We start from the raw sequence: 23,161 nt of genomic DNA, 5'->3' as shown, positions 1-23,161 counted from the left end.
GCATCCGCCGGTGCATTTCACCCCGTCACCTATGCGGTTGGCGCGGGGAGAATAAACTTGATTTGAATCCTCGCCCAGCCTGGCATCCTGCCTGGGCGGGCCGTGCAGAATAGATCAATAGACATAAAACACAGGAGTTCCGCCATGAATACCGTTGCCGCATCGAATGCTTCCACGTCACCTCAGGTCCGGCCCGCGTCGGGCTATGCCGGCGATATTCCGGTGCAGCTTGCCTATCAATGGATGCAGTCGGGCGAAGCGGTCCTGGTGGATGTGCGCACCGACGCCGAGCGCGAATGGGTGGGCTACGTGCCGGGCGCCATTGCCCTGGCCTGGAAACAGTGGCCCGGCATGGCCATGAATCCCCACTTCGACGAAGGTCTGAAAAGCGCGGTGTCGGCCGGCAAGAAAGCCGTGCTGCTGTGCCGCAGCGGCGTGCGTTCCATCGCTGCCGCGAAACGGGCGACCGAGTTGGGCATAGAGGCCTACAACATCCTGGAGGGCTTTGAGGGTGATGCCGATGAACAGGCGCAGCGGGGTCGAAAGGGCGGCTGGCGATTTCGGGGTTTGCCCTGGCGGCAAAACTGAGCGGGCGTGCCGGACGGGCGCGTTGCGAAGAATGTGAAGGAGCGTGAAGGAGTTCACAAAAGGCGCCTGGAAAGCGTGGCGCAAGCACAACTTTTTGTGACACAAATTGCAGGAGTGAGGTGTTGATTTCTGCTCGACTGTAAGTCGATAGTTAACAAAAAAACCGACTGAACAGCCAGTCTGGGGCCGCACCCTGTCAGTTCTGACAGGGGAGGGGACGTATCAATTTGTGATAGCGCTTTCAATGGGGTTTCTTTACCAAGGAGCGACCCCATGCAAGTTCTTGAACGCAAGCCAGACCTTTCCCCCAAGATATATCGTGAACCACCGCTGCTGCCGGGCCTGCGCGAGCGTCTGGACAAGCAGTTCATGCCGCACTGGAACACGCAGTGGGGCGGCAAGTGCATTCTGCACGGACGCAACCCGGGACCCGATTCCATTCGGCTCGATGGCAACGATTACCTCAACATCTCCGGGCATCCCGAGATCGTCAGCGCGCAGATTGCCACTTTGCGCCGCGACAACGACAGCGTGATCCAGTCGGGCGCCTTCCTGCTCGATGCGCATCCTTCCCGCCGGCTGGAGGCGTCCATGGCCGCATGGATTGGCAAGGAGGATGGCTTCATCTGCCAGTCCGGCTATGCCGCGAACGTCGGTTTGCTGCAGGCCATCGCCGACGAGAAGACGCCGGTGTATCTCGACACCCTGGCCCATACCTCGCTGTGGGAGGGCGTGCGTGCCGCGCGCGCCCCGGCCAATCCGTTTCGTCACAACGACCCGGCCCACCTCTCGCGCATGATTGCCCGCAACGGGCCTGGCGTGGTGGTGGTGGATTCGGTGTACAGCACCACAGGCGCTTTGTGCCCGCTGGTGGAAATGGTGGAGGTGGCAGAGGAGCACGGCTGCACCATCCTCGTTGACGAGTCGCATTCGCTGGGCACCCACGGCCCGCAGGGGGCCGGCCTGTGCGCCGAGCTCGGGCTGGTCGACCGCGTGCATTTCATCACCGCCAGCCTGGCCAAGGCCTTTGCGGGGCGGGCCGGCTTTTTCACGGTGCCGGCGGAGTTGCGCTACTACGTGCTGCACCACAGCTATCCCAATATCTTCAGCTCCTGCCTGCTGCCCCATGAAATCGCCGGACTGGCGGCCACGCTGGATGTCATTCGCGCCAGTGACGAGGCGCGTGAGCGCTTGCACACCAACACGCAGCGCCTGCGTGCCAGCTTGTCGGACATGGGTTACCCGATTCACCAGGGCAGCCAGCAGATCATTTCGCTGGAGGCCGGGACCGAGCCGGACACCATGGTGCTGCGCGACCGGCTCGAGGAGCGCCAGCTGTTCGGTGCCATCTTCTGTGCGCCGGCCACCAGCCGCAACCGCGCCATGGTCAGGCTGACGCTCAATGCCGGCCTGACAGCCTCGGAGCTGGACCGGATCGAGACGGTGGCGCGGGAAGTGGCGCCGCTCGTCAAACCCTGGGACTGGCCGATTGCGCGGCGTGCGCGCGCCGGCCAGGCTGAAATCTAGTACTCCGACCCAGAAATATCGAAACATGAAAGCGCGCCTTCGAACCCATGCCGTCGTTGCAAATCCTCGCCATAGCTACGGCTATGTCTGCGGTTTGCGCCTAGGCCTGGGTCCGAATCCATCGCTTTCATTGTGCTCCGATACCTCTGTGTCAAAGTACTAGTCCAGCAGTTTTCTCTCGCCCCGGGTCGCTATGAAGCGCTCATGGCTGTTCATGAACCCCGGGCTGAGGGCCTCGTCGACCGAAAAAAGAGCGGCGTACAGGAGGGGCGGCTCGGAAGCGATGGCAAATGCCTGGCGGGGCTGGGGTGGCTGGCTGGCCCCCAGCGCCAGTTGCAACTCGAGGTCGATGAGTTTTTTTCCGGTCCGGATGTCCTGGACCGTCGGCGCGTCCCAGCCCTGGGATTCAGCCATTTCCGCGAGTTCCGGCAGGTTTTCGGCCGGCTCCAGCTGCAGCCAGCTCACACGGCCTTTGGCGTCCAGTGCGAGCACGCCAAAAGGCGCGCCGATCACGACGTGTTCCACCCAGCCCTGCCTGAGCACCAGGCTTTCCAGCTCCTGGGCGATGGATGGGGCGCACAGCAGCGCGTGTTGCTCACGCGTCAGGGTGGCACGCCAGGTCTGCTGATGCCGTGGATCGGGAAGGCGGCGCAGGCCCTGGATGGCGTCGGTCAGGCGCAGGCGGATGCCAGGGGCCTGTTTGGGGATGAACTGCTCGATCAGCCCGCGATTGAATGCCGACACGGCCAGTTGCTCGTCCGCCCGGCCGGTGAGCAGCACGCGTGCGCCCGACCAGCCGTTCAGCTCGCTCAAAACGCGCAGTCCACTCATGGCCGGCATGGAATAGTCCACCACGCATACCCGGGTGAAGGCAAAGCGTGCCGTGCCGTCCTCACGCCAGTACTGCAGAATTTGTGGAAGCAGTGCGGCGCCCTCGCGCCAGCGGTTGATGATTTCCTGCTGGCGCCATGCGTCCGCTTCCCACAGGGGGGGCTCCTGCATCAACGTGTCGATGCAGCCCACCGGCCGCAGGAACAGCTGCACGTGCCAGTCAGGGGGCATGACTTGCGCCAGCATTTCGAGGTAGTCCGGATCATCGTCCAGAAAGACAACGCCGCCCGGGCGGCGATAGAGTGAAAAGGTCATGGTTGTCGGGTTTCTCGGGTTGTCAAATTCAGCCCTGTGCTAGTACTTCGACACAGAGGTATCGGAACAATATGAAAGCGATGGATTCAAGCCCAGGCCCAGGCCCAGGCGCAAACCGCAGACATAGCTGTAGCTATGGCGAGGATTTGCAACGACAGCATGGGTTCGAAGGCGCGCTTTCATGTTTCGATATTTCTGGATCGGAGTATTAGGTGCCTGTCAGGGGCAACTCAATGGTAAAGATCGCGCCGACGGCAAACTCTGATTTCACGTGAATCTTGCCGCCTGCACTTTGCACCACCTGTTGGCAAAAAGCCAGCCCAAGGCCATGGCCGGTGCCGCGGTTGCTGGAGAAAAAAGGTTTGAATATCTTGGCCTGCAAGGCGGAGTCAATCCCCATGCCATCGTCGGCCACCACGATGCGGCCGCGGTTGCGCGCCACGCCGACCTCGATGCGCAGCGCGCCATGGGGGTATTTCGAGTCGGCCGCCATCAGGGAGTGCAGCGCATTCTTGATCATGTTGTCAAGCACCTGGGAAAACTGCGTGAAGGAAGCGCGGAATTCGAAGTCGGTGCGGATGAGTACCTGCACGCATTCCCGCTGGCGCGTGGACTGGTAGGGGTAGTTGCTGGTGACCTCGTTGACCAGCTTGCTGGCCAGAATGCGCTGGTCGTAGCGCGGCAGCTGCAGCAATTTGGCATTGGCAATCTGGGTGTCGATCTGGTGGTTCATGTGGCGCACCAGGCCGTGCAGGCGCACCGCCAGCTTTTCGAATTGCTGCGCCCTCGGGTGATTCGGCTGACGCTCAATCTCCAGCTGGATCGCGTCCCCGATCAGCGCTGCCGTTGAAAGCGGCGTGCGCAGCTCATGCGCCATGATGCCGATGGTCGTCAGTGTGTGGGCCAGGTGTTCACGCCGCAGGTTGGCAGACGACAGCCCGAGCAGCATGGCGCAGCCCCAGCTGAAGGCGATCACCACGGCATCGACGGCGCCCAGGTTGGCGAGGCCAGCGAGGGGTGCGCCCAGGTGGGGCAGCCAGCTGAGCAGGCCCCACGCCACCAGCGCGCCGCTCACGGTCCCCACAGTGGCGATACGCCAGTCGGTCAGGTGGTAATAAATCAGGATCATCGCGCACATGCTCGACAGCCAGACCATGCCGCCGGCATTGTTGAGGTACATCCAGCTGAAGAAGAAGGGAAGTTCAATCCAGGTGATCACCGGAACGATCACGCGCGTGACCGGACTGGAAAGATCGCTGATCACCGGCGGAAGCATCAGGACCCCGCCCAGCGCGCTCATCACGCCGCGCAGCCAGGCGTTTTCGTAAGGCTGAATCAACCAGCTGGACCAGATCCAGCCAAACAGCGGATTGCCGAGCAGCAGCGACAGGCCGAGCAGGCGCAGCCGCCACGGCGATGGGTGCAGAATCGGCTCCAGGGGCGAGGGTACCCCGTGCGCAATAAGATGCCGGGAAAGCCATGGTGGGACACGAGATTTTCTCAAGTGCAGAAGATCTCCGGCGAAACTTGTGAGCTGACCAGGAATGCGTTTGGCATTTGCCTGTATTGTCCCTGTTTTGTTTTAGGCAAGCGAATGCAACTACCTGCTAACTTTGACAGTGTCAACCTGGACGGCGTGATCAGCGACTGGCTGTGTGCCCTGCGCGAGTTTTCGGTGGAGGCCCTGATGGTGCTGGGTCCGGATCCCTTTGGCGGCCAGGAGGATAGGCTGGTGCTGGCTTTGCATCCGCCGCGCCTGCTGGATGCGGCCGAGGCGCTGGCGGAGAGCCGGGACTTCGGTGCGCCCTGGCGGGACTCCGATGCCCCGCTCGTGGCCTGGCAGGATATTTCAAGGTCCGCCTTCGAAAACCTGGGCCGCTGGCGCAGGCTCTGGCTGGGCCATGGCTACCAGAGCGTCGTGCGCATCGCGTTTCCGCTGACCGTGGGGCGCGCGTTCGAATGCTATCTTTTCAGCCCGCGCCAGTGGCATGACCGCAGCGAAGCCGCGTTGCTTGCCTGGTCGGCACTCAATATCTGGCCTTTGCTCAAGCGCGTGCTGGCCGAGGCGCGCAGTCCCCTGAGTCCGCGCGAGCTGGAATGCCTGAGTCTGGCCTTTCAGGGCAGGACGGCGCGCGAAAGCGGCGACATCCTCGTTTGCAGCGAACGCACCGTGAACTTTCACCTCTCCAATGCGATGGCCAAGCTCAAGGTCGACAACAAGCTGGCGGCCATTCAGCGCGCCTGCTGGTTTGGCCTGATTTGAGGTCGCATCCCGGCAAGATGCCTGGAGCCTACTGGTAAACCCTTTGACCTACAGTCGGCCGGGGTGCGGCAAATCTGTTCATAATCCAGCCAAATGACCTTTCTTGCGCTTGACGTGGGCAACACCCGCCTGAAATGGGCCCAGTACGAGGCCCCTGCCGTCGGCGCCAGACTGCTGGCGCACGGGGCGGTGTTTCTGGAAAACATCGACAGGCTCGCCGAGGAGGAATGGAGCGAGATGCCCCCGCCGACGCGGATTCTCGGCTGCATTGTGGCCGGCGACGCGATCAAGCGCCGCGTGACCGAGCAGATGGAACTGTGGGATGTGGCGCCGCGCTGGGTGGTGTCGAGCCCGCAGGAGGCGGGCCTGATCAACGGCTACGAGCATCCGGCGCGGCTGGGCGCTGACCGCTGGGTGGCCATGATCGGTGCGCACCATCGCTTGCTGGCACGCGGCGTCAGCAAGCCCTGCATCGTGGTCATGGTCGGCACGGCTGTGACGGTCGAAGCCATAGACGCCTCCGGAAAATTTCTCGGCGGCATCATCCTGCCTGGCCACGGCATCATGCTGCGCGCGCTCGAATCCGGCACAGCCGGCCTGCATGTGCCGACCGGCGAAGTCCGCGACTTTCCCACCAACACCAGTGACGCGCTGACCAGCGGCGGAACCTTTGCGATCGCTGGCGCCGTGCAGCGCATGGTGGAAAACATCACGCGCCATTGCGGCGAGCCACCCGAGTGCATCATGACCGGCGGCGCGGGCTGGAAGATGGCGCCCAGCATGTCCGTCAAGTACGAACTGGTGGACAGCCTGATTTTTGATGGCTTGCTGGAGATCGCCTCGCGCCGCTTCGCCCCCTGATTCCGTTCCCAATTCCACACGATATGTCGTTGCGGCCCCTTGCCGTGCTAAAGCACTGTCTGCGGGGCCGCGCCTAATCTCGCGCGGAATTGGAAACGGAATGAGCGGCCTGCGCAGCTGCCGTTACAAGTCAAAATCCGTCACTCGCCCCAGGGCAGCATCAGCGTCACGATGGACAGCTTGGCAAACTCCGGCACAAACTCGTCAATGATGCGCTGCGGCTCGGGGCACAGGAGGCTGTCGGTGATCACGCCAAACTGCACACCGCCGCCGTAGCTGAGGATGGACACCCCCAGCCCCACGTCGCCCGACTGCGGCACCCAGAACATGCTTTGCTCCAGCGTGGCGCCGCAGAACTTGAGCTTTTCGCGCGGCCCCGGCACGTTGGTCATCACGGCCGTCGTTTTTTTGGAAAACAGGTTGAGCATCATGTCCTGCGCGGGCTTGATCAGCAGGCCCGCCACGGCCAGCAGGCTGAAGGCCAGCAGCGGTTGGTAGCTGCCCTTCAGGGCCGCCATGCGGCGGCGCACTTCGTACACGCGCTCGACCGGGTTGTCCATGCCGATGGGGAGCACCAGCGGCACCAGGCCAAAGCGGTTGCCAAGCTTGTAGGCCTGCTCCATGGGGCGCAGGTTCACCGGCACCATGGCGCGGATTTCCTGACCTGCCACATCGTCGCCGCAGGACTTGAGGTATTCACCGAGCGCACCCGCCACGCAGCTGAGCAACACATCGTTGATGGAGCAGTTGAGCGCCTTGCCAACGGCCTTGACCTCGTCCAGCGGGATCGGCTGGCACCAGGCCACCTTCTTGGCGCCGCCGGGCTTGCCCTTGAGGCGGGTTTTGGCGTCGTCCGGCATCAGGGCCAGCGCGGCCGAGTCCGAGATCAGCTGGAGCAGCACCCTGGCCATGTCGAGCGAGCCGCTCATGCCTTTTTCCAGACCCTGCGCCATGCCCTTTTTCGGATCGCCCAGCAGGCCCAGCGAGCGGGCCGCCCCTTCACCGACGGCGCCCAGCGCCTTGACGGTGATGTCGGTGAAGGGCTTGAGCAGGGTGTCGGTGATCCAGTCTTCGGCGCTGCCGGTGCCGGCCGCCTTCTGGCGGCGCTCGGGCGGCGGTGCGCCGCCATCGACCATCGACATGGTCACTGAGATCAGCGCAATGCCGTCGGCAATGCAGTGGTGGATGCGCACGATCATGGCGCTGCCCTTCACGCCATCCGCACCCAGGTAGTCCTCAATCAGGTGGATCTGCCAGAGCGGGCGCTTGCGGTCCAGCGGCTGGGCTGCGAGCTCGGCCACGCGATCCTGCAGCGCTTCCTGCTGGTGGCCCTGCGCGGTGCTGGCGGATGGCGGCAGCTTTTCCAGCACCACATGCCTGGCGAGATCAAAGTTCCGGTCGTTCACCCAGGTGGCGCCCGCTGCATCCTCGACCACGCGTTGCCGGAAGCGGTCGTACTTGAGCAGGCTGCCCCCAATGCGTTCGCACACGGCGGCGTACTTGACGCCCGGCGCCAGTTGCCACACGCCGACAATCATCATGAGGTTGGCGGCGCTGTCCATGCGCAGCCAGGCGGTGTCGATCTTGCTCATGCGCTCGCCCGACAAACCCAGCGTGCCGGAGACGGCCCGCCTGATATTGGCCTGAAGGTTTTTCTGAACGCTTCCAGCGCCTCCCTGAGCGCTTCCCTGAACGTCTTCCCGGGCGCCGTCCTGAACCCTTGCTGCCACTTTCTGGGCGGCTTTCCTGCCAGTAGCCTGGGCGGTAACGCGTGTGACCATGAACTTTTCCAAAATGAATAAATCGGGCGAGCTTGCCAAATTTCCGCCGGGCCGTCACAAGAAAAATCAGCCTCCCTCGGAGGGCAGCGCATGACACGCGGTGAAAAGCGTGGAGGCAAGCCTCTATTTTGCGGGCAAGCGTGTGGCTAAGATACCGGGCAGTTACCCCAAGCACCATCTTTGGTGCCCCACTTCTAAAAACGGAGCACGCTCATGTCAGACCTGAAAGCCGCCTTTGAGAAGGCCATGGCCGATTCGAAAAACCTCAGCGAGCGTCCCGACAACGCCACGCTGCTGAAAATCTACGCCCTCTACAAGCAGGGCAGCGCGGGCGACAACACCGAGAAGAAGCCGGGCTTCGGCGACATGGTGGCCCGGGCCAAGTGGGACGCCTGGAACAGCCTCAAGGGAGCCTCGCAGGACGACGCGATGCAGCAGTACATCGACCTGATTGCCGAGCTGAGCTGAGCCCAAATGCGGTTCAGTTAGCGCGCCGCGTGCAGTGCCGATCATCTCCTTCCCCCGCTGGGGGAAGGCCGGGATGGGGGCTCACGGCGTGGGCGTCGGACCACTGTGCTTGGCTGGTCGCCGCTGGCCCCCACCCCAGCCCTCCCCCGGAAGGGGAGGGAGTTTTACGGGTCCTTATGCCTCGAGAGCTACACGCAGTGAGCGAGCGTGGGGGTTCTTCATCCCAGCAGGGGCCGCGGGACTGGCTTTGCCAGACCGCAGGCGCAGCGGCCCCCTCGGGGGGCAGCGCAGTACACGCAGTGACAAGCGTGGGGGCTATATTTCTAGTCAGCCTTGATATTGGCCACTTTGACGATGCGTCCCCACATCTTGCGTTCGTTGCTACCCAGCGCATCCAGTTCCGCGCCATTCATGGCGATCGCCTTTGCGCCCTGTTCCTCGGCGCGTTTCCTGAAGTTGTCCGATTCGACCACCTGCCGGACGGCCAGGGAGAGGCGATTCTGCAGGTCCGCAGACAGACCCGTCGGGCCGTAGACTGCAAACCAGGAAGACGCCACCAGCGGCACTCCCATCTCGGTCGCGGTTTGCACATTGGGCAGTGCGGCCAGTCGCGTGCGACCGGTCACCATCAGCGCTTTCAGCTTGCCGGCACGGATGTGTGGCAGCAGTGGCGGCGGCGTGGTGATGGTGCAGTCCACCGTACCGGCCAGCAGGTCGTTCAGTGCCGGGCCCGTGCCGCGGTAAGGGATGTGCACCATGAAGGTTTTGGTCAGGTCCTTCAGCAGCTCGGTCGTGACATGCTGCAGTGATCCGTTGCCGCTGGACGCGTAGTTGACCTTGCCGGGATTGGCTTTGACGTAGTTGAGAAAATCCGCGAAGCTGTCGGCCGGGAAATTAGCGCGTACCACCATCAGTTGCGGCGCGTCGATCAGATGGCCCAGCGGCTTGAGGTTGGTGGCCGGGTCAAAGCCGGCCACCGGCTGGATCAGCGGTGTGATGCACTGGTAACCTGAATACTGCACCAGCAGGCTGGTACCGTCGGCCGGTCCGCGCGCGACGGTCTGGCCGGCAATGTTGCCGTTGCCGCCGCCCCGGTTGTCCACGACGACCGAGGTCTGCAAAATCCGCCCCAGCGGTTCGGCCAGCATGCGCGCCGCGATGTCCGTGGTGCCGCCGGCCGCCGCGGGAACGATCAGGGTGACCGGCTTGCCTGCGAGCTGCGCGCGCACCGGGTTCAGCCATGAGGCAGCGGCCAGGCCGGCAACGGTTACAAGGGTTCTGCGGGAAATGAAAGTCATTTTTTGTCTCCTGGAATGGTGATGGATGCCGGTTCAGGCCAATTCTGAAATCTCGATCAAGTTGAGGTCGGGGTCGCGTACATAGACCGAGCGGATTTTTTGCGTGGCGCCGGTGCGTAAAACAGGCCCTTCGACGATCGGCCAGCGTTCGCGCTCCAGCCGCTCCATCACCTGCTGCAGGGGCACGCTGGCGATGAAACACAAGTCCAGTGCGCCCGGCACCGGCAGATGCGCCTTGGGCTCGAACTCGGCGCCCTTGACATGCAGATTGATTTTCTGGTTGCCGAACTTGAAGGCCTTGCGCTCCACCGGCGGCGTGCCACCGACAAAGCTTTCCAGCGTCATGCCGAGCACCCGGGTATAAAAATCGACGCAGGCGGTTTCGTTGGACGTGGTCAGTACCAGATGGTCCAGATGGTTAATCACGCGAACTGCTCCCGCAGGGCCGCCACAAATTCCGGCGCCGGATGCAGGTCCTCAATGCGCCCCGCCTTGGCCACCTGGCCCGGCACCTCGTGGCCGACGATGTGCGGCATCTGCCGCGCCACTTCGAGCAGCCTAGGCAAATCGATGCCGGTGTCGTAGCCCATGGCGGCCAGCATGTGGATGGCATCTTCGCTGCTGATGTTGCCGCTGGCGCCGGGCGCGTAGGGGCAGCCGCCCAGGCCGCCGAGTGAGCCGTCAAAGCGCGTGATGCCGCCTTGCACGGCGGCCAGCACATTGGCCAGGCCCATGCCGCGCGTGTTGTGAAAGTGCAGCGTCAGTTGCAATTGCTCAAAGCGCTGCTGCAGCGCCTCCACCATGCGGCTGACCTGGGCCGGATGTGCCATGCCGGTGGTGTCGCAGATCGTGACGCCTCTGACCCGGTCCTCGCCCAGGTCGGCAAAGCGGTTGACCCAAGCCAGTACGCTTTCCTGCGGCACCTCGCCTTCCATCGGGCAGCCAAAGCAGCAGGACAGCGAGACGTTGATGGGGGTGCGGCCATCAACATGCGCAATCACGTCCGACAGCGCCGCAAAACTGCGCGCCATCGGCATGCGCAGGTTGGCCAGGTTGTGCGTCTCGGAGGTGGACATGACAAGGTTGAGCTCATCGGCCCGTGACTCCAGCGCGCGCTCGGCCCCACGCAGGTTGGGCACGAGCACCGTGTACTCGACACCGGGCACACGGCGTATGCGGCCCATCACCTCTTCGGCATCGCGCAGCATCGGGATCGCCTTGGGCGAGGTGAAGGAGGTCGCTTCGATCTTGGCGTAGCCGCATTCGCTCAGGGCATCAATCAGCGCCACCTTGGTGTCTGTGGGGATGAAGGTGGGCTCGATCTGAAAGCCGTCGCGCGTCGCCACCTCGTTGAAGTAGATCCGTGTTGTCATGATTGGGCTCCTGTAGCAGTGCACGAAACGATGCCTTTGTCCTTGAGGCCCTGGATCTGCGCGGGCGTGAGGCCGAGTTCGTGCAGCACGGCGTCGGTGTCCTGGCCCAGCACGGGGGCGTTGCGCCGGTGGCCACCGGGTGTGAGCGAGAGCTTGGGCGTGATGCCGGGCACGGTTAGCGTGCTGCCGTCGTCCATCTGCACGCTGTCCAGCATGCCGCGTGCCTGGTAGTGCGGGTCGGCGGCGATGTCGGCCACCGTGTAGATGCGGCCTGCCGGCACCGAGGCCTTGTCGAGCGCCGCCAGCGCCTCATCCACGGTGCCCTGCGCCGCCCACTGGCCGATCGCTTCGTCGATTTCGGCGACGCGCGCCACCCGGCCGGCGTTGTCTGCCAGCGCCGGGTCGGCGGCCAGGTCGCCACGGCCAATTACGGCCATCAGCCGCTTGAAAATGCTGTCGCCATTGCCCGCAATCAGGGCATAACCGTCGTCCTTGCAGCGGTAGGCATTGCTCGGTGCAATGCCGGGCAGGGCGCTGCCGGCCGGGCCGCGCACCGCGCCAAAGGCGCTGTATTCGGGCAGCAGGCTTTCCATGCAGTTGAAGACCGCTTCATACAGCGCCACGTCAATCACCTGGCCGACGCCGTGGGCCGTGCGATGGTGCAGCGCCAGCAGGATGCCGATCACGCCATGCAGTGCGGCCAGCGTGTCGCCAATGCTCACGCCGACGCGCACCGGCACGCGACCGGGTTCGGCCGTCAGGTGGCGCAGGCCGCTCATGGCTTCGGCCACCACGCCAAAGCCGGGGCGGTCGCGGTAGGGGCCGGTCTGGCCGTAGCCGCTGATGCGCAGCATGATCAGGCGCGGGTTCAGTTTGAGCAGTTCGTCGGGCCCCAGGCCCCAGCCTTCCATGGCGCCGGGCCGGAAGTTCTCGATCAGCACGTCGGCGTCCATGCTAAGTTTGCGCACGATGTCCTGGGCTTGCGGGTCTTTCAGGTCGAGCGCCAGCGAGCGCTTGTTGCGCGACTGCACCTGCCACCAGACAGAGGTGCCGTCCTTGAGCAGGCGCCACTTGCGCAGCGGGTCGCCCGCGCCGGGCGGTTCGATCTTGACGACGTCGGCGCCAAAGTCGGCCAGTGTTTTGGCGGCAAACGGCCCGGCGATCAGTTGCCCGAGTTCAAGAACCTTGAGGCCGGCCAGCGGGCCAGGATTGGCAGATGAGGTGGTGTCCATGGCTGCATAGTGTGCGGTTGCCACCCCCTCGCGTCCATTACTGTTTGTGGCGCGCAGCCTTCGCATTTTGCGAAGGCTGGATCAGAAAGTTCACCAGCGAAGCGATGGCCGCATCGCTTTCGTTGCCGCTGGTGGCGACCAGCAAGCGGCGCTGCGCCCAGCTGTCTGCCAGCGGCCGCCAGCTCAGCTTCATGGCCTTAAGGATAGGCAGGCTGGCCCCTTTGGGCAATATCGCAATGCCCAGGCCAGAGGCCACCATGTGGCACACCGCGTCAAAGCTGCGCACCTGCATGCGCAGCTTGAGCGGCCGGTTGGCCGCCAGGGCTGCCTGCTGCTGCTTCTGCAGCATGGCGGCGCCGGCGGTCAGGCTGATCCATTCCTCGTCCAGCGTGTCGGCAAAGGCGATTGGTGCCTTGGTGCCCGCCAGAGGGTGCTTGCCGGGCAGCACCAGCACCAGCTCGTCCTTGCGGAAAAGATGGGTGTCCAGGCCCACGGTGTCCGGCCCTTCGACAAACACCGCCACATCGGCACGGCCCTCGCGCAGGGTGGACACCACCGCTTCCGACACCTGCTCTTCCAGGTCGACATGCACCTGCGGATGCAGCTCGCCATAGCGGGCCAGCAGCGGCGGCAGGAACTGGCTGATAGCGGCGCTGCTGGCGCACAGGCGGATGTGGCGCGCAATGCCGCGCCGCAGGTCGGTCAACTCGGCGCCGAGCTGCTCCATGGTCTGCAGCAGCGTCAGGCCGTGCTTGACGAAGACGCGGCCGGCCGCGGTGGGCAGCAGGCCGCGCGCGTGGCGCTCGAACAGGGGGTCGCCCAGCGCATCTTCGAGTTCGCGGATGCGCCTGCTCGCGGCGGCCAGCGCAAGGTGCGAATCGCGTGCCGCCGCGGTCAGGCTGCCGCTCTGGGCGCAGGCGACAGCCAGGCGGATGGACACCAGGTCAAACCTGGCCAGGTTGTAGGTGGCGGTCGTCAAGGCGCTGCCGACTCAGGCTTTCCTGGCCGGAGCCTTCGGCGGGGAAGCCTTTTTTGCCGCGGGCTTTTTGGCGGCGGTCTGGTGGACGTCGGCTTGGGGGTCGGTGGTTTGGCGTGCTGCGGGTGCGTTTTCCGCGATCAGCACATCGAGGTTCCTGACGATTTCGCTCTCGATCTTGTCCTTGAAGGCACCGAGAAAAAAACCGAGCCTGGCCTGCAGCTCGAAGCTGTCCGGGGTGACGGTGAGGGTGCCCGAGACGCCCGAGCGCTTGAAGCTCACTTCGTCGGTGGTGTCGCCTTCTTCATAGACGCATTCCATGTCGAACTCTTCTTCGACCTGCTCTGCCCATTGAAAGGCCATCTTGCGCGCCTGCGCCAGGCCCAAGCCGTGCTGGCGATGGATGTGAATCTCTGCCATGGGCGTCTCCTTGCTTGCTTGTTGGTTTATTTATCGGTGTTATGGGTTTCAAGGGCCTGGCGCCGCGCTTCCTTGGGCAGGCTGGCCAGTCGCTTCACCGCATCATAAAACCGCCGCCAGTCGCCGCCTTCGCGCTTGAACAGTGCCTCAAAGCCGGGCACCAGTTCATCGTAGGCGGCCTGCGCGCCAAATGCGGCATTGTTGGCCTGGGCGACCCAGGGGTCGTAGCCGGCGAAGCCGCCCCAGCTGATTTTGAGTTGCTCATACTGTTGTTTGAAATCTGAAATGGCTATGCTTTTCATGGCAACTTGCGCGGCTCTGGCGGGGGCTGGCGCCCAATTCAAATCATAAATTGCATCCAGCCTGTGCCGCGTGGCCCGCACCAGCGTCTGGAATTGCTGGCGCCGGCCGTCAAAGGCCGCATACTCGGCACGGGCCGCCGGGCTGGCCTGGGTGGCGAGCCAGCGCTGGCCGCCCAGCCGTTCCACCGCCGTCGCAAATGATTCGTTGAACATGGTGTCATCCTGGGCGTAGACCACCTGGTGCGCCAGTTCATGAATGATCAGCCGGGCCAGCTCGCCTTCGGGGTAGGCGATGAAGGTGTTGAGCAGCGGATCGCCACCGGCCCAGTTCAGCCAGCCCAGGGTGGAGTAGGCCGGCACGCCGAAGACGCCGGCTTCCAGCCCCGCGGTTTGCAGCCGCGCCGCTTCGGCGCGCGCCTCGGTTTCGGAAAAATAACCGCGGTAGCCCACGCAGCCCGCTACCGGAAAGCACCAGGTCTTGAGGGTGAGCGACAACTCGGGAGCCGCCACCACGTTCCACACCACGGCCCGGCGCTGCAGGTCGGCGTAGCGGCGGTAGCTGGCGTTGTCGGGCAGCTTCAGTTCGCTCGCGGCAAAGCTGCGGATGCGCTGGCTCAGGGCCAGCCGGGTCTTGAGCTGCTCAGGGGTTTGCGCATCGTCCAGCCAGTCGCTGACCGGTCGTGCCGCGTTCATCATCTGCAGGTGGCCGCTGACCGACTGCCAGTAGTAGCCGATACCGGTACAGCCCGACAGGCCCAGGGCGGCAATGGCTGCCACGGCGGTGGCCCGGATGGCGGGCCAGGTGAGGGCCACTTGGGCCACCTGGGTTTTCACACCACAGGCTCCCCGGGCTGGCCGGCCTGAACTTCAACCAGACAGTCGTAAAACACCGGCCCCCGGCCCAGGTCGGTCAGGTGCTGGCTGGTGAGCTGGTTGACGTTGGTGCCGTCGAGCCCCAGCTTGCGCCACCAGATGCCCAGGCCATTGACCACGCCGGGGCGGGCGCGCGCCGAGACTTCTGCCTTGACGCGGTATTTTCCGCGTGCATTGAACACCGTGACGACAGCGCCGCTGTTGATACCGCGCGCTGCTGCGTCGTCGGCATGCATCTCCAGCACCGGCTCGCCCTCGATGTCGCGCAGGCTTTTCACATTGACGAAGCTGGAGTTGAGAAAGTTGCGCGCGGGCGGCGAGATCATGGCCAGAGGGTACTGGCTGGATGAACCTGGTATTTCGTAGTTGGGCACATGGTCGGGCAAGCCGTCCAGGCCAAGCGCGGCCAGCCGCTCGCTGAAAAACTCGCAGCGGCCCGAGGGCGTGGGAAAGTTGCCCGCAGCAAACGGGGCATCGGGCAAATTCAGCGTGACAAAGCCCTTGTCCAGCAGTTGCCCGAAGTCGATCCTGTCGCCATAGACGGTACGGCACAAGGTCTCGTCGTCCTCGGAAAAGCAGGGCTCGGTAAAGCCCATGTGGGCCGCCAGCTCGCGAAAGATCTGGGTGTTGGGTTTGGCCAGGCCGAGCGGCGCGATGGCAGGGCGGTTCAGCAGCGCGTCGGTGTGGCCATAGGCGCTGTGCACATCCCAGTGCTCCAGCTGCGTGGTGGCGGGGAGCAGGTAGTCGGCGTAATCCGCCGTGTCGGTCTTGAAATGCTCAAGCACCACGGTGAACAGGTCTTCACGCGCAAAGCCTTGCACCACCTTGCCCGATTCAGGCGCCACCGCCACCGGGTTGCTGTTGTAGACGATCAGCGCTTTGATTTTGGGGCCGAACTGCGGCGAGGCTTCGGCCAGCAGCGCATTGCCAATCGTGCTCATGTTGATGGTTCGCGGCTGCCGCCCCTGCAGAAGATCGGGCCGCTGCAACGCGGCCTTTTCCACCGGAAACTGCCCTGAACTGCTCAGCAGCACGCCGCCGGCGCGGTGCCGCCAGGCGCCTATCAGCGCCGGCAGGCAGGCCACCGCGCGGGCCGCGTTGCCGCCGCCGCGCACGCGCTGCATGCCGTAGTTCAGGCGAATCGCAGCGGGCTGCCGGTTCACAAAACACTGGCCATAGTCGCGGGCCAAGGCCCTGATCTGCTCAACCGGCACGCGGCACACCTCGGCGGCGCGTTCAGGGGGCCATTGCAGGGCACGTTCCTTCAGCGCCTGCCAGCCCAGCGTGTGGCGGGCAATATAGTCGTGGTCCAGCCAGTCGTGGGTGATCAGTTCGTGCATCAGCGCCAGCGCCAGCGCCGCGTCGGTGCCGGGCAGCAGCGCGATGTGTTCGTGGCATTTCTCGGCGGTTTCGCTTTTGCGCGGGTCTATACAGACCAGTTTGGCGCCATCGCGTTTGGCCTGCTGCGCATAGCGCCAGAAATGCAGATTGCTGCCAATCGAATTGCTGCCCCAGATGATGATGAGCTTGGACTCGGCAAAAAACTCCACCCGCATGCCGACCTTGCCGCCCAGGGTCTGCGTGAAGCCTTCGCCGCCCGCCGTGGCGCAAATCGTGCGGTCCAGAAACGACGCGCCGAGACGGTTGAAGAAGCGCGCCGCCATGCTTTCGCTCTGTACCTGGCCCATGGTGCCGGCATAGCTGTAAGGCACGATGGCCTCGGGGTTGCGCGCGGCGATGGCCTTCAGGCGCCCGGCAATGTCGGTGAGTGCGGCGTCCCAGCTCACCGGCTCGAATTGGCCCGAGCCCTTGGGCCCCACACGCTTTTGCGGCTGCAGCAGGCGCTCGGGGTGGTAGGTGCGCTCGGTGTAGCGTGAGACCTTGTTGCACAGCACGCCGCCGGTTTGCGGGTGCTCGGGGTTGCCGTGCACCTTGATGGCCACGCCATTTTCCACGGTCGTCAGCAGCGAGCAGGTGTCGGGGCAGTCGTGCGGGCAGGCGCCGCGCACCTGGACAGTCTGACTGTCAGCCTGCACGAAACTAACGCTAGGGGAGATGCTGATGGTATTGCGCATGGTGTAACTCTATATTGACAGCCATATCGGCAATCAGGAAAAGGGTAATTCATGTCTGTGATCAAAAACGGCGGGCAAGTGCTGAAAGCCCTGGCTCGGGTGTCCATGGTAACGGCCTTGCTGGCTGCCATGGCCGCCATGGCAACTGGGGCCAGCGCGCAGGATGGCTTGAGCAAAACCACTGTCACGCTGGGGCAGTCGGTGGCCATGACCGGTCCGGCTGCCGTGCTGGCACTGCCGTTTGCGCAGGGTGCCAGGCTTTATTTTGAGCGGGTCAATGCGGCGGGCGGTATCCATGGCCGCAAGATCGATCTGATTACCGCGGACGATGCCGGCAACCCCGAAACGACCCTGGCCAATACCAAAAAGCTGCTGGACCAGCGGGTTTTTTCGTTGTTTGGCTATTACGGCTCACCCCAGGTCACCGCCGTCAATCCTCTGCTCAAGGACAGCGACTTGCTGCTGTTTGGCCCCATGGCCGGGGCCGACGAGTTGCGCGGCTCGCTCTATCCCAATGTGTATTCGGTGCGACCCGGCTACTCGGAAGAGGCGCTCGTGATCACGCGCCATGCGGAAACCCTGGGGATGCGCAAGCTGGCCATATTGCATGCCAGGGATCCCGAATCGCTGGCGGCGCTGGACTCTGCCGAGCGCACCATGACCGGTATGGGCGCCAACCTGTTGCTCAAGGCACCGCTGGAGGGCACCGACAAAGTGCTGGCGGTCAAAGCGGAGTCCGTGCTTTTGATCAGTGCCCCCAAAGGCGCAGCCATCGCCATCCGCGACTTGCGCAGCAAGGGCTACAAAGGGCCTATTTACGGGTTCTCCAATACCGGGGAAAGCCTGTTGGCCGATCAGCTGGGGGCAGCGGGCTCGGGCGTGGTGGTGGTGCGGGTGACGCCCAAGTCAGACAATGCTAAAAGCAGCCTGGTGCGTGAGCTGCAGGCCGAGGCGGCCGCGGCCAAGCTGGGCAAGTCCAATGTCTACATGCTCGAAGGCTATATCGCCGCCTGGGCCTACACCGAAGCCCTGCGCAAGGCCGGCAAGGAGCCCACCCGCGTCAAGTTGCGCAAGGCGCTGGACACCATGCAGGAGATGGACCTGGGAGGCTTCCGGATCCATTTCGACGGCGACCGTGTGGGCTCCAGGTTGGTGGAGCTGAGTCTGATTGATTCGCAGGGCCGCGTGCGGGAGTGAGTCTGCGCGAAAGCGTTGTCGGGCTGGGGCCTGGTCACACCAAAACGGGCGTGCAAAGGAGGGGGTGATGCTGAAACTCTGGCCTGGTTTTCAGCCCATCTAGAGAAATAAAGAGCCGGCCCACTCAGTTATGCTTGAACGTCGTCCCCAGACCGGAGGCTTTCCCTCCACTATTGATGTTTTCTCTCCCCTCATCCCTGCTTGCGCTGCTCAGGCTCATTCGGCCGCACCAATGGCTTAAAAACGGTTTTGTGTTTGCCGGCCTGGTGTTCAGCCAGGCCTGGCAGGACGGCCCCCTCGTCGGGCGCGTCCTGTATGCTTTTGCCGCGTTTTGCTGCGTCTCCAGCATGGTCTACATCGTCAACGACTGGCATGACCGCGCCAGCGATGCCCTGCATCCTGTCAAAAACCGCCGTCCCCTGGCGAGCGGCGCCGTGGCCGTGCCCGTGGCGCTGGTGCTGGCGGGCCTGCTGCTGGCCAGTGGGCTGCTGCTGGCCGCCGGCAACCGCACCCTGCTTGCGCTGCTCGCGGCCTATGTGGTGTTCAACCTGGCCTATTCCTGGCGGCTCAAGCAGGTGCCGGTGGTCGATGTGTCCATCATTGCATCGGGTTTCATGCTCAGGCTGCTGGCGGGTACGGTGGCCGTCGGGATCCCGCCTTCGCGCTGGTTGCTGCTGACCGGTATTTTTGTCGCGCTTTTCCTGGGCTTTTGCAAGCGCAAGGCCGAAACCTTTCATGAGGAAGCCAGCCAGCGCGCCGTGCTGGCGCATTACCCGTCGGCCCTGCTCGATACCTTCATGGCCGTGACCATGACCGCCACACTGACCAACTACAGCCTGTTTGCCACCAGCCCCGAGGCCCAGCTGCAGCATGGCGAGCGCCTGCTCTACACCGTGCCCGTCGTCATTTTTGGCATGCTGCGCTACACCTACCAGGTGCACCGTGGCCGTGGCGAAGACGTCGCGCGCGATCTGCTGAGCGACCCGTGGATTCTGGCGGCCGGCGTGTTGTGGATGGCCATCTTTCTGGGTCACCGGCTGTGACGCCCGAGGACGCACCGCTGGCGGCGCGCCCTTCGACCACCGGCAAGGCGGACGAAGGGCCGGTTCACCTGCCCGTCAAACAGCTGCTGCTGGTGCTGGGTGTGGTGGCCACCGCCTACGCGGCCGCCCTGCTGGTGTGGGGCGACAGCCCGCGGGCCTCGCTGGCGCGCCTGGGGTCCTGGACCGGCGTGCAGGCCATCGCGTTGTGCCTGCTCAATTACCTGCTGCGCGGCATGCGCTGGCGCCTGTGGATGGCGCACTACGGGCGCCATTTTGGCTGGGCGAAGGGCCTGCGCCTGTACCTGGCGGGCTATGCCTTCACGCCCACCCCCGGCAATATCGGGGAGGCGGTGCGCGGCCTGATGCTGGCGCGCCAGCCCCTGGGCGCCGGGCAAAGCCTGGCGATTTTCGGCGCCGAGCGGCTGGCCGATCTGCTGTGCCTGCTGCTGCTGTGCCTGCCCGCCGCGTGGTGGGTGCTGACGCATGGCGCAGTGCGGGCGGCGCCCCTGTTTCTTGCCGGCCTGGTGGCAGTCGCTGTGCTGGTGGCCGCGATCCTGCTGGGCCTGGTGCTCAGGTACCGCGCCACGCTGCGCCATCGTTTTGCATGGCTGAAAGAGGCCTGGCATTGCTTGGCGGTGCGTCCGCTGACCTGGTTTGCGCTGACCCTGACCGCCTGGGCCGCGCAGGGGATGGCGGTCTGGCTGATCGCCCGTGACCTGGACATTCACCTGCCGCTGCTGACCGCGACGGGCTTTTACGCGCTGGCCATGGTGGCGGGTGCGCTGTCTGCCTTGCCCGCCGGCCTGGGCGGCACCGAAGCCGTGCTGACCGGCCTGCTGGTGGCGCAGGGCGCGACCCCCGGCGAAGCCCTGACCATCACCGTGCTGACCCGCCTGCTCACCCTGTGGCTGGCGGTTGCCATCGGCGTGGTGGCCTTGCTTTATAGTGCGGCCATTCGCAAGGAAATCAGCTTCCGGTAAAACCTGCCGACGGCCCCAGCTTGCGCCCATCGCGCCCATAGCGCTCCTTACGTCCTTTGCTCCCTTGCGTCAGCCTTCCATGCCCCAGAATCACCGCCCCGACCCCTTGGCAGCCTCGCTGCGCACCACTTCATTGAGCCGATGGCTGCTGGGCGTGGGGCTGGCGTCGTTGCTGCTCAGACTCTGGATTTCCGCGACATTCCCGATCAGCGGGGACGAGGCTTTCTTCTACTGGTGGGGCGTCTACCCCAACTGGGGCTACTCGGACCATCCGCCCATGGTGGGCTGGCTGATCGCCCTGATGCGCGCCACGTTCGGCGACAGTATCTGGTCGATTCGCCTGCCGGTGGTGCTGCTGCCGCTGGGCGTGGGCGCTGCGCTCTGGTGGGGGCTCAAGCCTCTCGACCGGGAGCGTGCGGCCTGGGCCGTGCTGCTGTTCTGGCTGGCGCCGCTGAACTGGCTCAACATGCTGATCACCACCGACACGCCGCTGATTTTCTGGTCGGCGCTGTCGGTGGCCGCCTTGCTGCGCGCCGAACGCCGCGAGCAGCTTGACCGGGCGGCCTATGGCCTGTATGCGCTGTCGGGCCTGTTTCTGGGCTGCGCGTTTTTGTCGAAGTATTTCTCGGTGGTGCTGGGCCTGACCTACCTCGTGTACTTTGCGCTCTACCGCCGCCAGCGGCTCGCGGGCTTTGCCCTGCTGGTGGTCTGCGCGCTGCCCGGGCCGGCCATCAACATCGCCTGGAACATGTCGCACGGTTGGCCGAACATCATGTTCAACGTGTACAACCGCAACGAGGAGGCCTCGTTCGAGTGGCGCAAGCCCTTGCTCTATGTCGTCATGATGGCCTACCTGATCACGCCGGTGGCGGTGTGGCTGGCCTTCAAATACCGCAAGATGCTGGTGGCCAGCGCGGCGCTGGCGGCGCCGGCCCAGCGCCTGCTGGCTTGCCTGGTGGTGGTGCCTCTGCTGTTTTTTGCGCTGCTGTCGGCCAAAAAGGTGATCGGCCTGCACTGGGTGCTGTCGTTTTACCCCTTCGGCTTTGCGTTTCTGGCGTTTGCCTTGCCGGCCGACAAACTCAAGACCTGCGCCAAGGGTCTCGCCGTGTTTGCGGGCCTGCATGTGCTGGTGGTGGCCGGCCTTCACCTGACCACGCTGGACACCTGGCGCAGCACCAAGCTTTATCCGCAAATCATCCGCAGCTATAAAACCGCCGAGATCCTGCGGCAAGTCAGCAGCCCGGGCGTGGTGCTGATGGGCGATGCCTTCACGCCGGCCTCGATTTACGGCTTTGAGCGCCGGCAGTACATGCCGGTGTTTGGTGTCGGGAAGTTCCACTCCCGGCAGGACGATCAGCTGGTTGATTTTTCGCTCTACCAAGGAAAAACCATACGCGTCATCACGTTCGGCAGCCCCAGACTGGAGGACTTCCAGCCCTATTTTGAAGCGGTGCGTGTGCTCAGCTTCACCCAGAATGGTGCGCCGTTTTATGCGGTGGAGGGCACCGGGTTCAAGTACCAAGCCTACCGCGAAGGGGTGTTGGGGACTATTTTCAAGCACTACTACAACATACCCTCCGCATTGCCGATGACCGGGTGCCCGTTTTGCGAACGCTATTGCGGGCAGGTGCGATGTCCGAGGTAGCCGGCCCCGTTGTCGCCGCGTTTGACTTCGACGGCACGCTGACCCGGCGCGACACCCTGCTGCCGTTTCTTGCCCGTGGCCTGGGCTGGCCCGGATTTTTACGGGCCCTGCTGCTGAGCGGGCCGTGGATGGCTGGTTATGCGCTGAAGCTGGTACGCAATGACGTGGCCAAGGCGCGCCTGCTCAAAATGGCGCTGACCGGGCGCAGCAGTGTCGAGGTGGCGCACTGGGCGGCTGACTGGGCCGGGCGTGACTTGCCGCACCAGTTGCAGGACTGGGCCATGGCGCGGCTGGCGCAGCACCGGCAGGCCGGGCACTGCTGCGTGATTGTCAGTGCCTCGCCCGATATTTACCTGCAGCACGCGGCCCGGCAACTGGGCTTTGACGCGCTGATCTGTACCGGCCTTGAGGTGGTGGATGGCCGCCTGACCGGACGCATGAGCACCGCCAATTGTCACGGCGAGGAAAAGGTGCGTCGGCTCAAGGCGTGGCTGCCGGAACGCTTTGGCGCTTATGCCGCCAGCCAGGTGACGCTCTATGCTTACGGCGACACGGCGGGGGACAAGCCCATGTTGCGTCTGGCCCGGCATGCCTGGTACCGGGGGGAGCCGTGGAGTGATGTGCCGTCGCGGGGTGAATGAGCTTTCCCGTTCTTAGGGTTCAGGCATCGTTTGCTATTGAGTTGATAGCTGGTTGGCTTTGCTGAGGGTGGCTGGCCGGGGGTAGCCCGGCGGCTACTCACTTTTCTTTTGCTTCGCCAAAATAAAAGTAAGCAAAAGTTCACGCAGTGGGGATTCGCTCACTTCGCAAAGCGAAGTTACGCGAATACCAAAAGGCGACCCTGCTGTCTGCGTCCCTTCGCTTCGCTACGGGCAGCCTGCGGTGCTTATATGGACGCCTTCCGTGAGGCAAGTGCTGATTGGAAGTTCTGGCCGGGCGGATTGACTGCTTGCTTATATCCGGCCTTTTCGTTGCAAAGCGGCTTTCAGAACCCTCGCCTTGCTGGCCCCTATGGTGATTCGCGAAGTCGGGGCTTATCTCGGTAAAGGACTTCGCCCCAGGCGTGTCCAAGCACCGCACCAGCTTTACCGACCCACGGTCCGACCGCTTTGC

At 64.2% G+C, this 23,161-nt stretch carries 21 protein-coding genes; 10 read left to right on the top strand and 11 right to left on the bottom strand.

What is annotated here, in order from left to right; translation table 11 throughout:
• The first annotated feature begins 144 nt into the window (after positions 1-144).
• Both AC1DS5_RS20360 and cqsA read left to right on the top strand, forming a co-directional pair.
• Positions 145-588: a rhodanese-like domain-containing protein gene (locus AC1DS5_RS20360; protein ID WP_477720077.1), complete on the top strand. Its 444-nt coding sequence runs from the start codon at positions 145-147 to the stop codon at positions 586-588.
• A gap of 273 nt (positions 589-861) precedes the next feature.
• Positions 862-2,115 (top strand): alpha-hydroxyketone-type quorum-sensing autoinducer synthase, encoded by a 1,254-nt coding sequence (gene cqsA, locus AC1DS5_RS20355; RefSeq protein WP_477720076.1) that lies wholly within the window; start codon positions 862-864, stop codon positions 2,113-2,115.
• A 159-nt stretch (positions 2,116-2,274) separates the two neighbouring features.
• On the opposite strand, the gene AC1DS5_RS20350 is transcribed toward cqsA, so the two are convergent.
• Both AC1DS5_RS20350 and AC1DS5_RS20345 read right to left on the bottom strand, forming a co-directional pair.
• Positions 2,275-3,261 (bottom strand): response regulator, encoded by a 987-nt coding sequence (locus tag AC1DS5_RS20350; protein ID WP_477720075.1) that lies wholly within the window; start codon positions 3,259-3,261, stop codon positions 2,275-2,277.
• 208 nt (positions 3,262-3,469) lie between these two features.
• Positions 3,470-4,765, bottom strand: a complete 1,296-nt coding sequence (locus tag AC1DS5_RS20345) for a sensor histidine kinase (RefSeq protein WP_477720074.1) — start codon at positions 4,763-4,765, stop codon at positions 3,470-3,472.
• A gap of 90 nt (positions 4,766-4,855) precedes the next feature.
• Here AC1DS5_RS20345 and AC1DS5_RS20340 point away from each other — a divergent pair, with 90 nt between their 5' ends.
• Together AC1DS5_RS20340 and AC1DS5_RS20335 are read left to right on the top strand one after the other, a co-directional pair.
• Complete coding sequence (locus AC1DS5_RS20340) at positions 4,856-5,524, top strand: helix-turn-helix transcriptional regulator (RefSeq protein ID WP_477720073.1); 669 nt, start codon at positions 4,856-4,858, stop codon at positions 5,522-5,524.
• 93 nt (positions 5,525-5,617) lie between these two features.
• Positions 5,618-6,385, top strand: a complete 768-nt coding sequence (locus tag AC1DS5_RS20335; protein WP_477720072.1) for a type III pantothenate kinase — start codon at positions 5,618-5,620, stop codon at positions 6,383-6,385.
• Between the two features lie 140 nt (positions 6,386-6,525).
• Here the strand turns inward: AC1DS5_RS20335 and AC1DS5_RS20330 are convergent, their stop codons facing one another.
• Positions 6,526-8,166: a wax ester/triacylglycerol synthase family O-acyltransferase gene (locus AC1DS5_RS20330; protein WP_477720071.1), complete on the bottom strand. Its 1,641-nt coding sequence runs from the start codon at positions 8,164-8,166 to the stop codon at positions 6,526-6,528.
• A 213-nt stretch (positions 8,167-8,379) separates the two neighbouring features.
• On the opposite strand from AC1DS5_RS20330, the gene AC1DS5_RS20325 reads away from it, so the two are divergent.
• Entirely contained in the window at positions 8,380-8,634 is a 255-nt protein-coding gene (locus AC1DS5_RS20325) for an acyl-CoA-binding protein (RefSeq protein WP_477720070.1), read from the top strand.
• Positions 8,635-8,957: 323 nt separating this feature from the next.
• Here the strand turns inward: AC1DS5_RS20325 and AC1DS5_RS20320 are convergent, their stop codons facing one another.
• The 8 genes from AC1DS5_RS20320 to AC1DS5_RS20285 are packed head-to-tail and all read right to left on the bottom strand — an operon-like array spanning position 8,958 to position 17,183.
• On the bottom strand, positions 8,958-9,932 hold the full coding sequence (locus AC1DS5_RS20320; RefSeq protein ID WP_477720069.1) for a Bug family tripartite tricarboxylate transporter substrate binding protein: 975 nt from the start codon (positions 9,930-9,932) through the stop codon (positions 8,958-8,960).
• Positions 9,933-9,965: 33 nt separating this feature from the next.
• Positions 9,966-10,358, bottom strand: coding sequence for a VOC family protein (locus tag AC1DS5_RS20315; RefSeq protein WP_477720068.1), 393 nt, complete (start codon positions 10,356-10,358; stop codon positions 9,966-9,968).
• Positions 10,355-11,305 (bottom strand): hydroxymethylglutaryl-CoA lyase, encoded by a 951-nt coding sequence (locus AC1DS5_RS20310; RefSeq protein ID WP_477720067.1) that lies wholly within the window; start codon positions 11,303-11,305, stop codon positions 10,355-10,357. The genes AC1DS5_RS20315 and AC1DS5_RS20310 overlap by 4 nt, the downstream gene beginning before the upstream one ends.
• A complete protein-coding gene (locus AC1DS5_RS20305; protein ID WP_477720066.1) occupies positions 11,302-12,537 on the bottom strand; it encodes a CaiB/BaiF CoA transferase family protein in 1,236 nt (411 codons plus the stop codon). The genes AC1DS5_RS20310 and AC1DS5_RS20305 overlap by 4 nt, the downstream gene beginning before the upstream one ends.
• A 37-nt stretch (positions 12,538-12,574) precedes the next feature.
• The gene (locus AC1DS5_RS20300; protein ID WP_477720065.1) at positions 12,575-13,516 is read right to left on the bottom strand and encodes a LysR family transcriptional regulator; all 942 of its coding nucleotides are present in this window, start codon (positions 13,514-13,516) and stop codon (positions 12,575-12,577) included.
• 12 nt (positions 13,517-13,528) lie between these two features.
• A complete protein-coding gene (locus AC1DS5_RS20295; protein WP_477720064.1) occupies positions 13,529-13,933 on the bottom strand; it encodes a polyhydroxyalkanoic acid system family protein in 405 nt (134 codons plus the stop codon).
• Positions 13,934-13,959: 26 nt separating this feature from the next.
• Positions 13,960-15,069 (bottom strand): aminopeptidase, encoded by a 1,110-nt coding sequence (locus AC1DS5_RS20290; protein WP_477720063.1) that lies wholly within the window; start codon positions 15,067-15,069, stop codon positions 13,960-13,962.
• Positions 15,066-17,183, bottom strand: a complete 2,118-nt coding sequence (locus AC1DS5_RS20285; RefSeq protein WP_477720062.1) for a molybdopterin-containing oxidoreductase family protein — start codon at positions 17,181-17,183, stop codon at positions 15,066-15,068. Before AC1DS5_RS20285 ends, AC1DS5_RS20290 begins: the two co-directional genes overlap by 4 nt.
• Positions 17,184-17,234: 51 nt before the next feature.
• Between AC1DS5_RS20285 and AC1DS5_RS20280 the strand changes: the two genes are divergently transcribed.
• The 5 genes from AC1DS5_RS20280 (at position 17,235) to AC1DS5_RS20260 (ending at position 22,689) form a co-directional block, all read left to right on the top strand.
• Complete coding sequence (locus AC1DS5_RS20280) at positions 17,235-18,380, top strand: ABC transporter substrate-binding protein (protein ID WP_477720061.1); 1,146 nt, start codon at positions 17,235-17,237, stop codon at positions 18,378-18,380.
• A gap of 176 nt (positions 18,381-18,556) precedes the next feature.
• Positions 18,557-19,423 carry a decaprenyl-phosphate phosphoribosyltransferase gene (locus tag AC1DS5_RS20275; RefSeq protein WP_477720060.1) on the top strand — a complete coding sequence of 289 codons (867 nt, stop codon included), beginning with the start codon at positions 18,557-18,559 and terminating at the stop codon, positions 19,421-19,423.
• Entirely contained in the window at positions 19,420-20,403 is a 984-nt protein-coding gene (locus tag AC1DS5_RS20270; protein ID WP_477720059.1) for a lysylphosphatidylglycerol synthase transmembrane domain-containing protein, read from the top strand. The genes AC1DS5_RS20275 and AC1DS5_RS20270 overlap by 4 nt, the downstream gene beginning before the upstream one ends.
• A gap of 79 nt (positions 20,404-20,482) precedes the next feature.
• Positions 20,483-22,048 (top strand): ArnT family glycosyltransferase, encoded by a 1,566-nt coding sequence (locus AC1DS5_RS20265; RefSeq protein ID WP_477720058.1) that lies wholly within the window; start codon positions 20,483-20,485, stop codon positions 22,046-22,048.
• Entirely contained in the window at positions 22,036-22,689 is a 654-nt protein-coding gene (locus AC1DS5_RS20260; protein WP_477720057.1) for an HAD family hydrolase, read from the top strand. The genes AC1DS5_RS20265 and AC1DS5_RS20260 overlap by 13 nt, the downstream gene beginning before the upstream one ends.
• Positions 22,690-23,161: the final 472 nt, after the last annotated feature.

The sequence above is a fragment of the Polaromonas sp. P4_H1 genome (assembly GCF_056400945.1).
Note: the sequence above shows the minus strand (reverse complement) of the source record. Positions and strands in the feature narration are given on the sequence as shown.

Excerpts from the sequence above, each read along its gene's own strand:
- AC1DS5_RS20320 (WP_477720069.1), bottom strand. The coding sequence starts at position 9,932 with ATGACTTTCATTTCCCGCAGAACCCTTGTAACCGTTGCCGGCCTGGCC.
- AC1DS5_RS20285 (WP_477720062.1), bottom strand. The coding sequence starts at position 17,183 with ATGCGCAATACCATCAGCATCTCCCCTAGCGTTAGTTTCGTGCAGGCT.
- AC1DS5_RS20330 (WP_477720071.1), bottom strand. The coding sequence starts at position 8,166 with ATGGTCACACGCGTTACCGCCCAGGCTACTGGCAGGAAAGCCGCCCAG.
- AC1DS5_RS20360 (WP_477720077.1), top strand. The coding sequence starts at position 145 with ATGAATACCGTTGCCGCATCGAATGCTTCCACGTCACCTCAGGTCCGG.
- AC1DS5_RS20310 (WP_477720067.1), bottom strand. The coding sequence starts at position 11,305 with ATGACAACACGGATCTACTTCAACGAGGTGGCGACGCGCGACGGCTTT.
- cqsA (WP_477720076.1), top strand. The coding sequence starts at position 862 with ATGCAAGTTCTTGAACGCAAGCCAGACCTTTCCCCCAAGATATATCGT.
- AC1DS5_RS20350 (WP_477720075.1), bottom strand. The coding sequence starts at position 3,261 with ATGACCTTTTCACTCTATCGCCGCCCGGGCGGCGTTGTCTTTCTGGAC.
- AC1DS5_RS20280 (WP_477720061.1), top strand. The coding sequence starts at position 17,235 with ATGTCTGTGATCAAAAACGGCGGGCAAGTGCTGAAAGCCCTGGCTCGG.
- AC1DS5_RS20335 (WP_477720072.1), top strand. The coding sequence starts at position 5,618 with ATGACCTTTCTTGCGCTTGACGTGGGCAACACCCGCCTGAAATGGGCC.
- AC1DS5_RS20325 (WP_477720070.1), top strand. The coding sequence starts at position 8,380 with ATGTCAGACCTGAAAGCCGCCTTTGAGAAGGCCATGGCCGATTCGAAA.
- AC1DS5_RS20295 (WP_477720064.1), bottom strand. The coding sequence starts at position 13,933 with ATGGCAGAGATTCACATCCATCGCCAGCACGGCTTGGGCCTGGCGCAG.
- AC1DS5_RS20340 (WP_477720073.1), top strand. The coding sequence starts at position 4,856 with ATGCAACTACCTGCTAACTTTGACAGTGTCAACCTGGACGGCGTGATC.
- AC1DS5_RS20260 (WP_477720057.1), top strand. The coding sequence starts at position 22,036 with ATGTCCGAGGTAGCCGGCCCCGTTGTCGCCGCGTTTGACTTCGACGGC.
- AC1DS5_RS20265 (WP_477720058.1), top strand. The coding sequence starts at position 20,483 with ATGCCCCAGAATCACCGCCCCGACCCCTTGGCAGCCTCGCTGCGCACC.
- AC1DS5_RS20275 (WP_477720060.1), top strand. The coding sequence starts at position 18,557 with ATGTTTTCTCTCCCCTCATCCCTGCTTGCGCTGCTCAGGCTCATTCGG.
- AC1DS5_RS20305 (WP_477720066.1), bottom strand. The coding sequence starts at position 12,537 with ATGGACACCACCTCATCTGCCAATCCTGGCCCGCTGGCCGGCCTCAAG.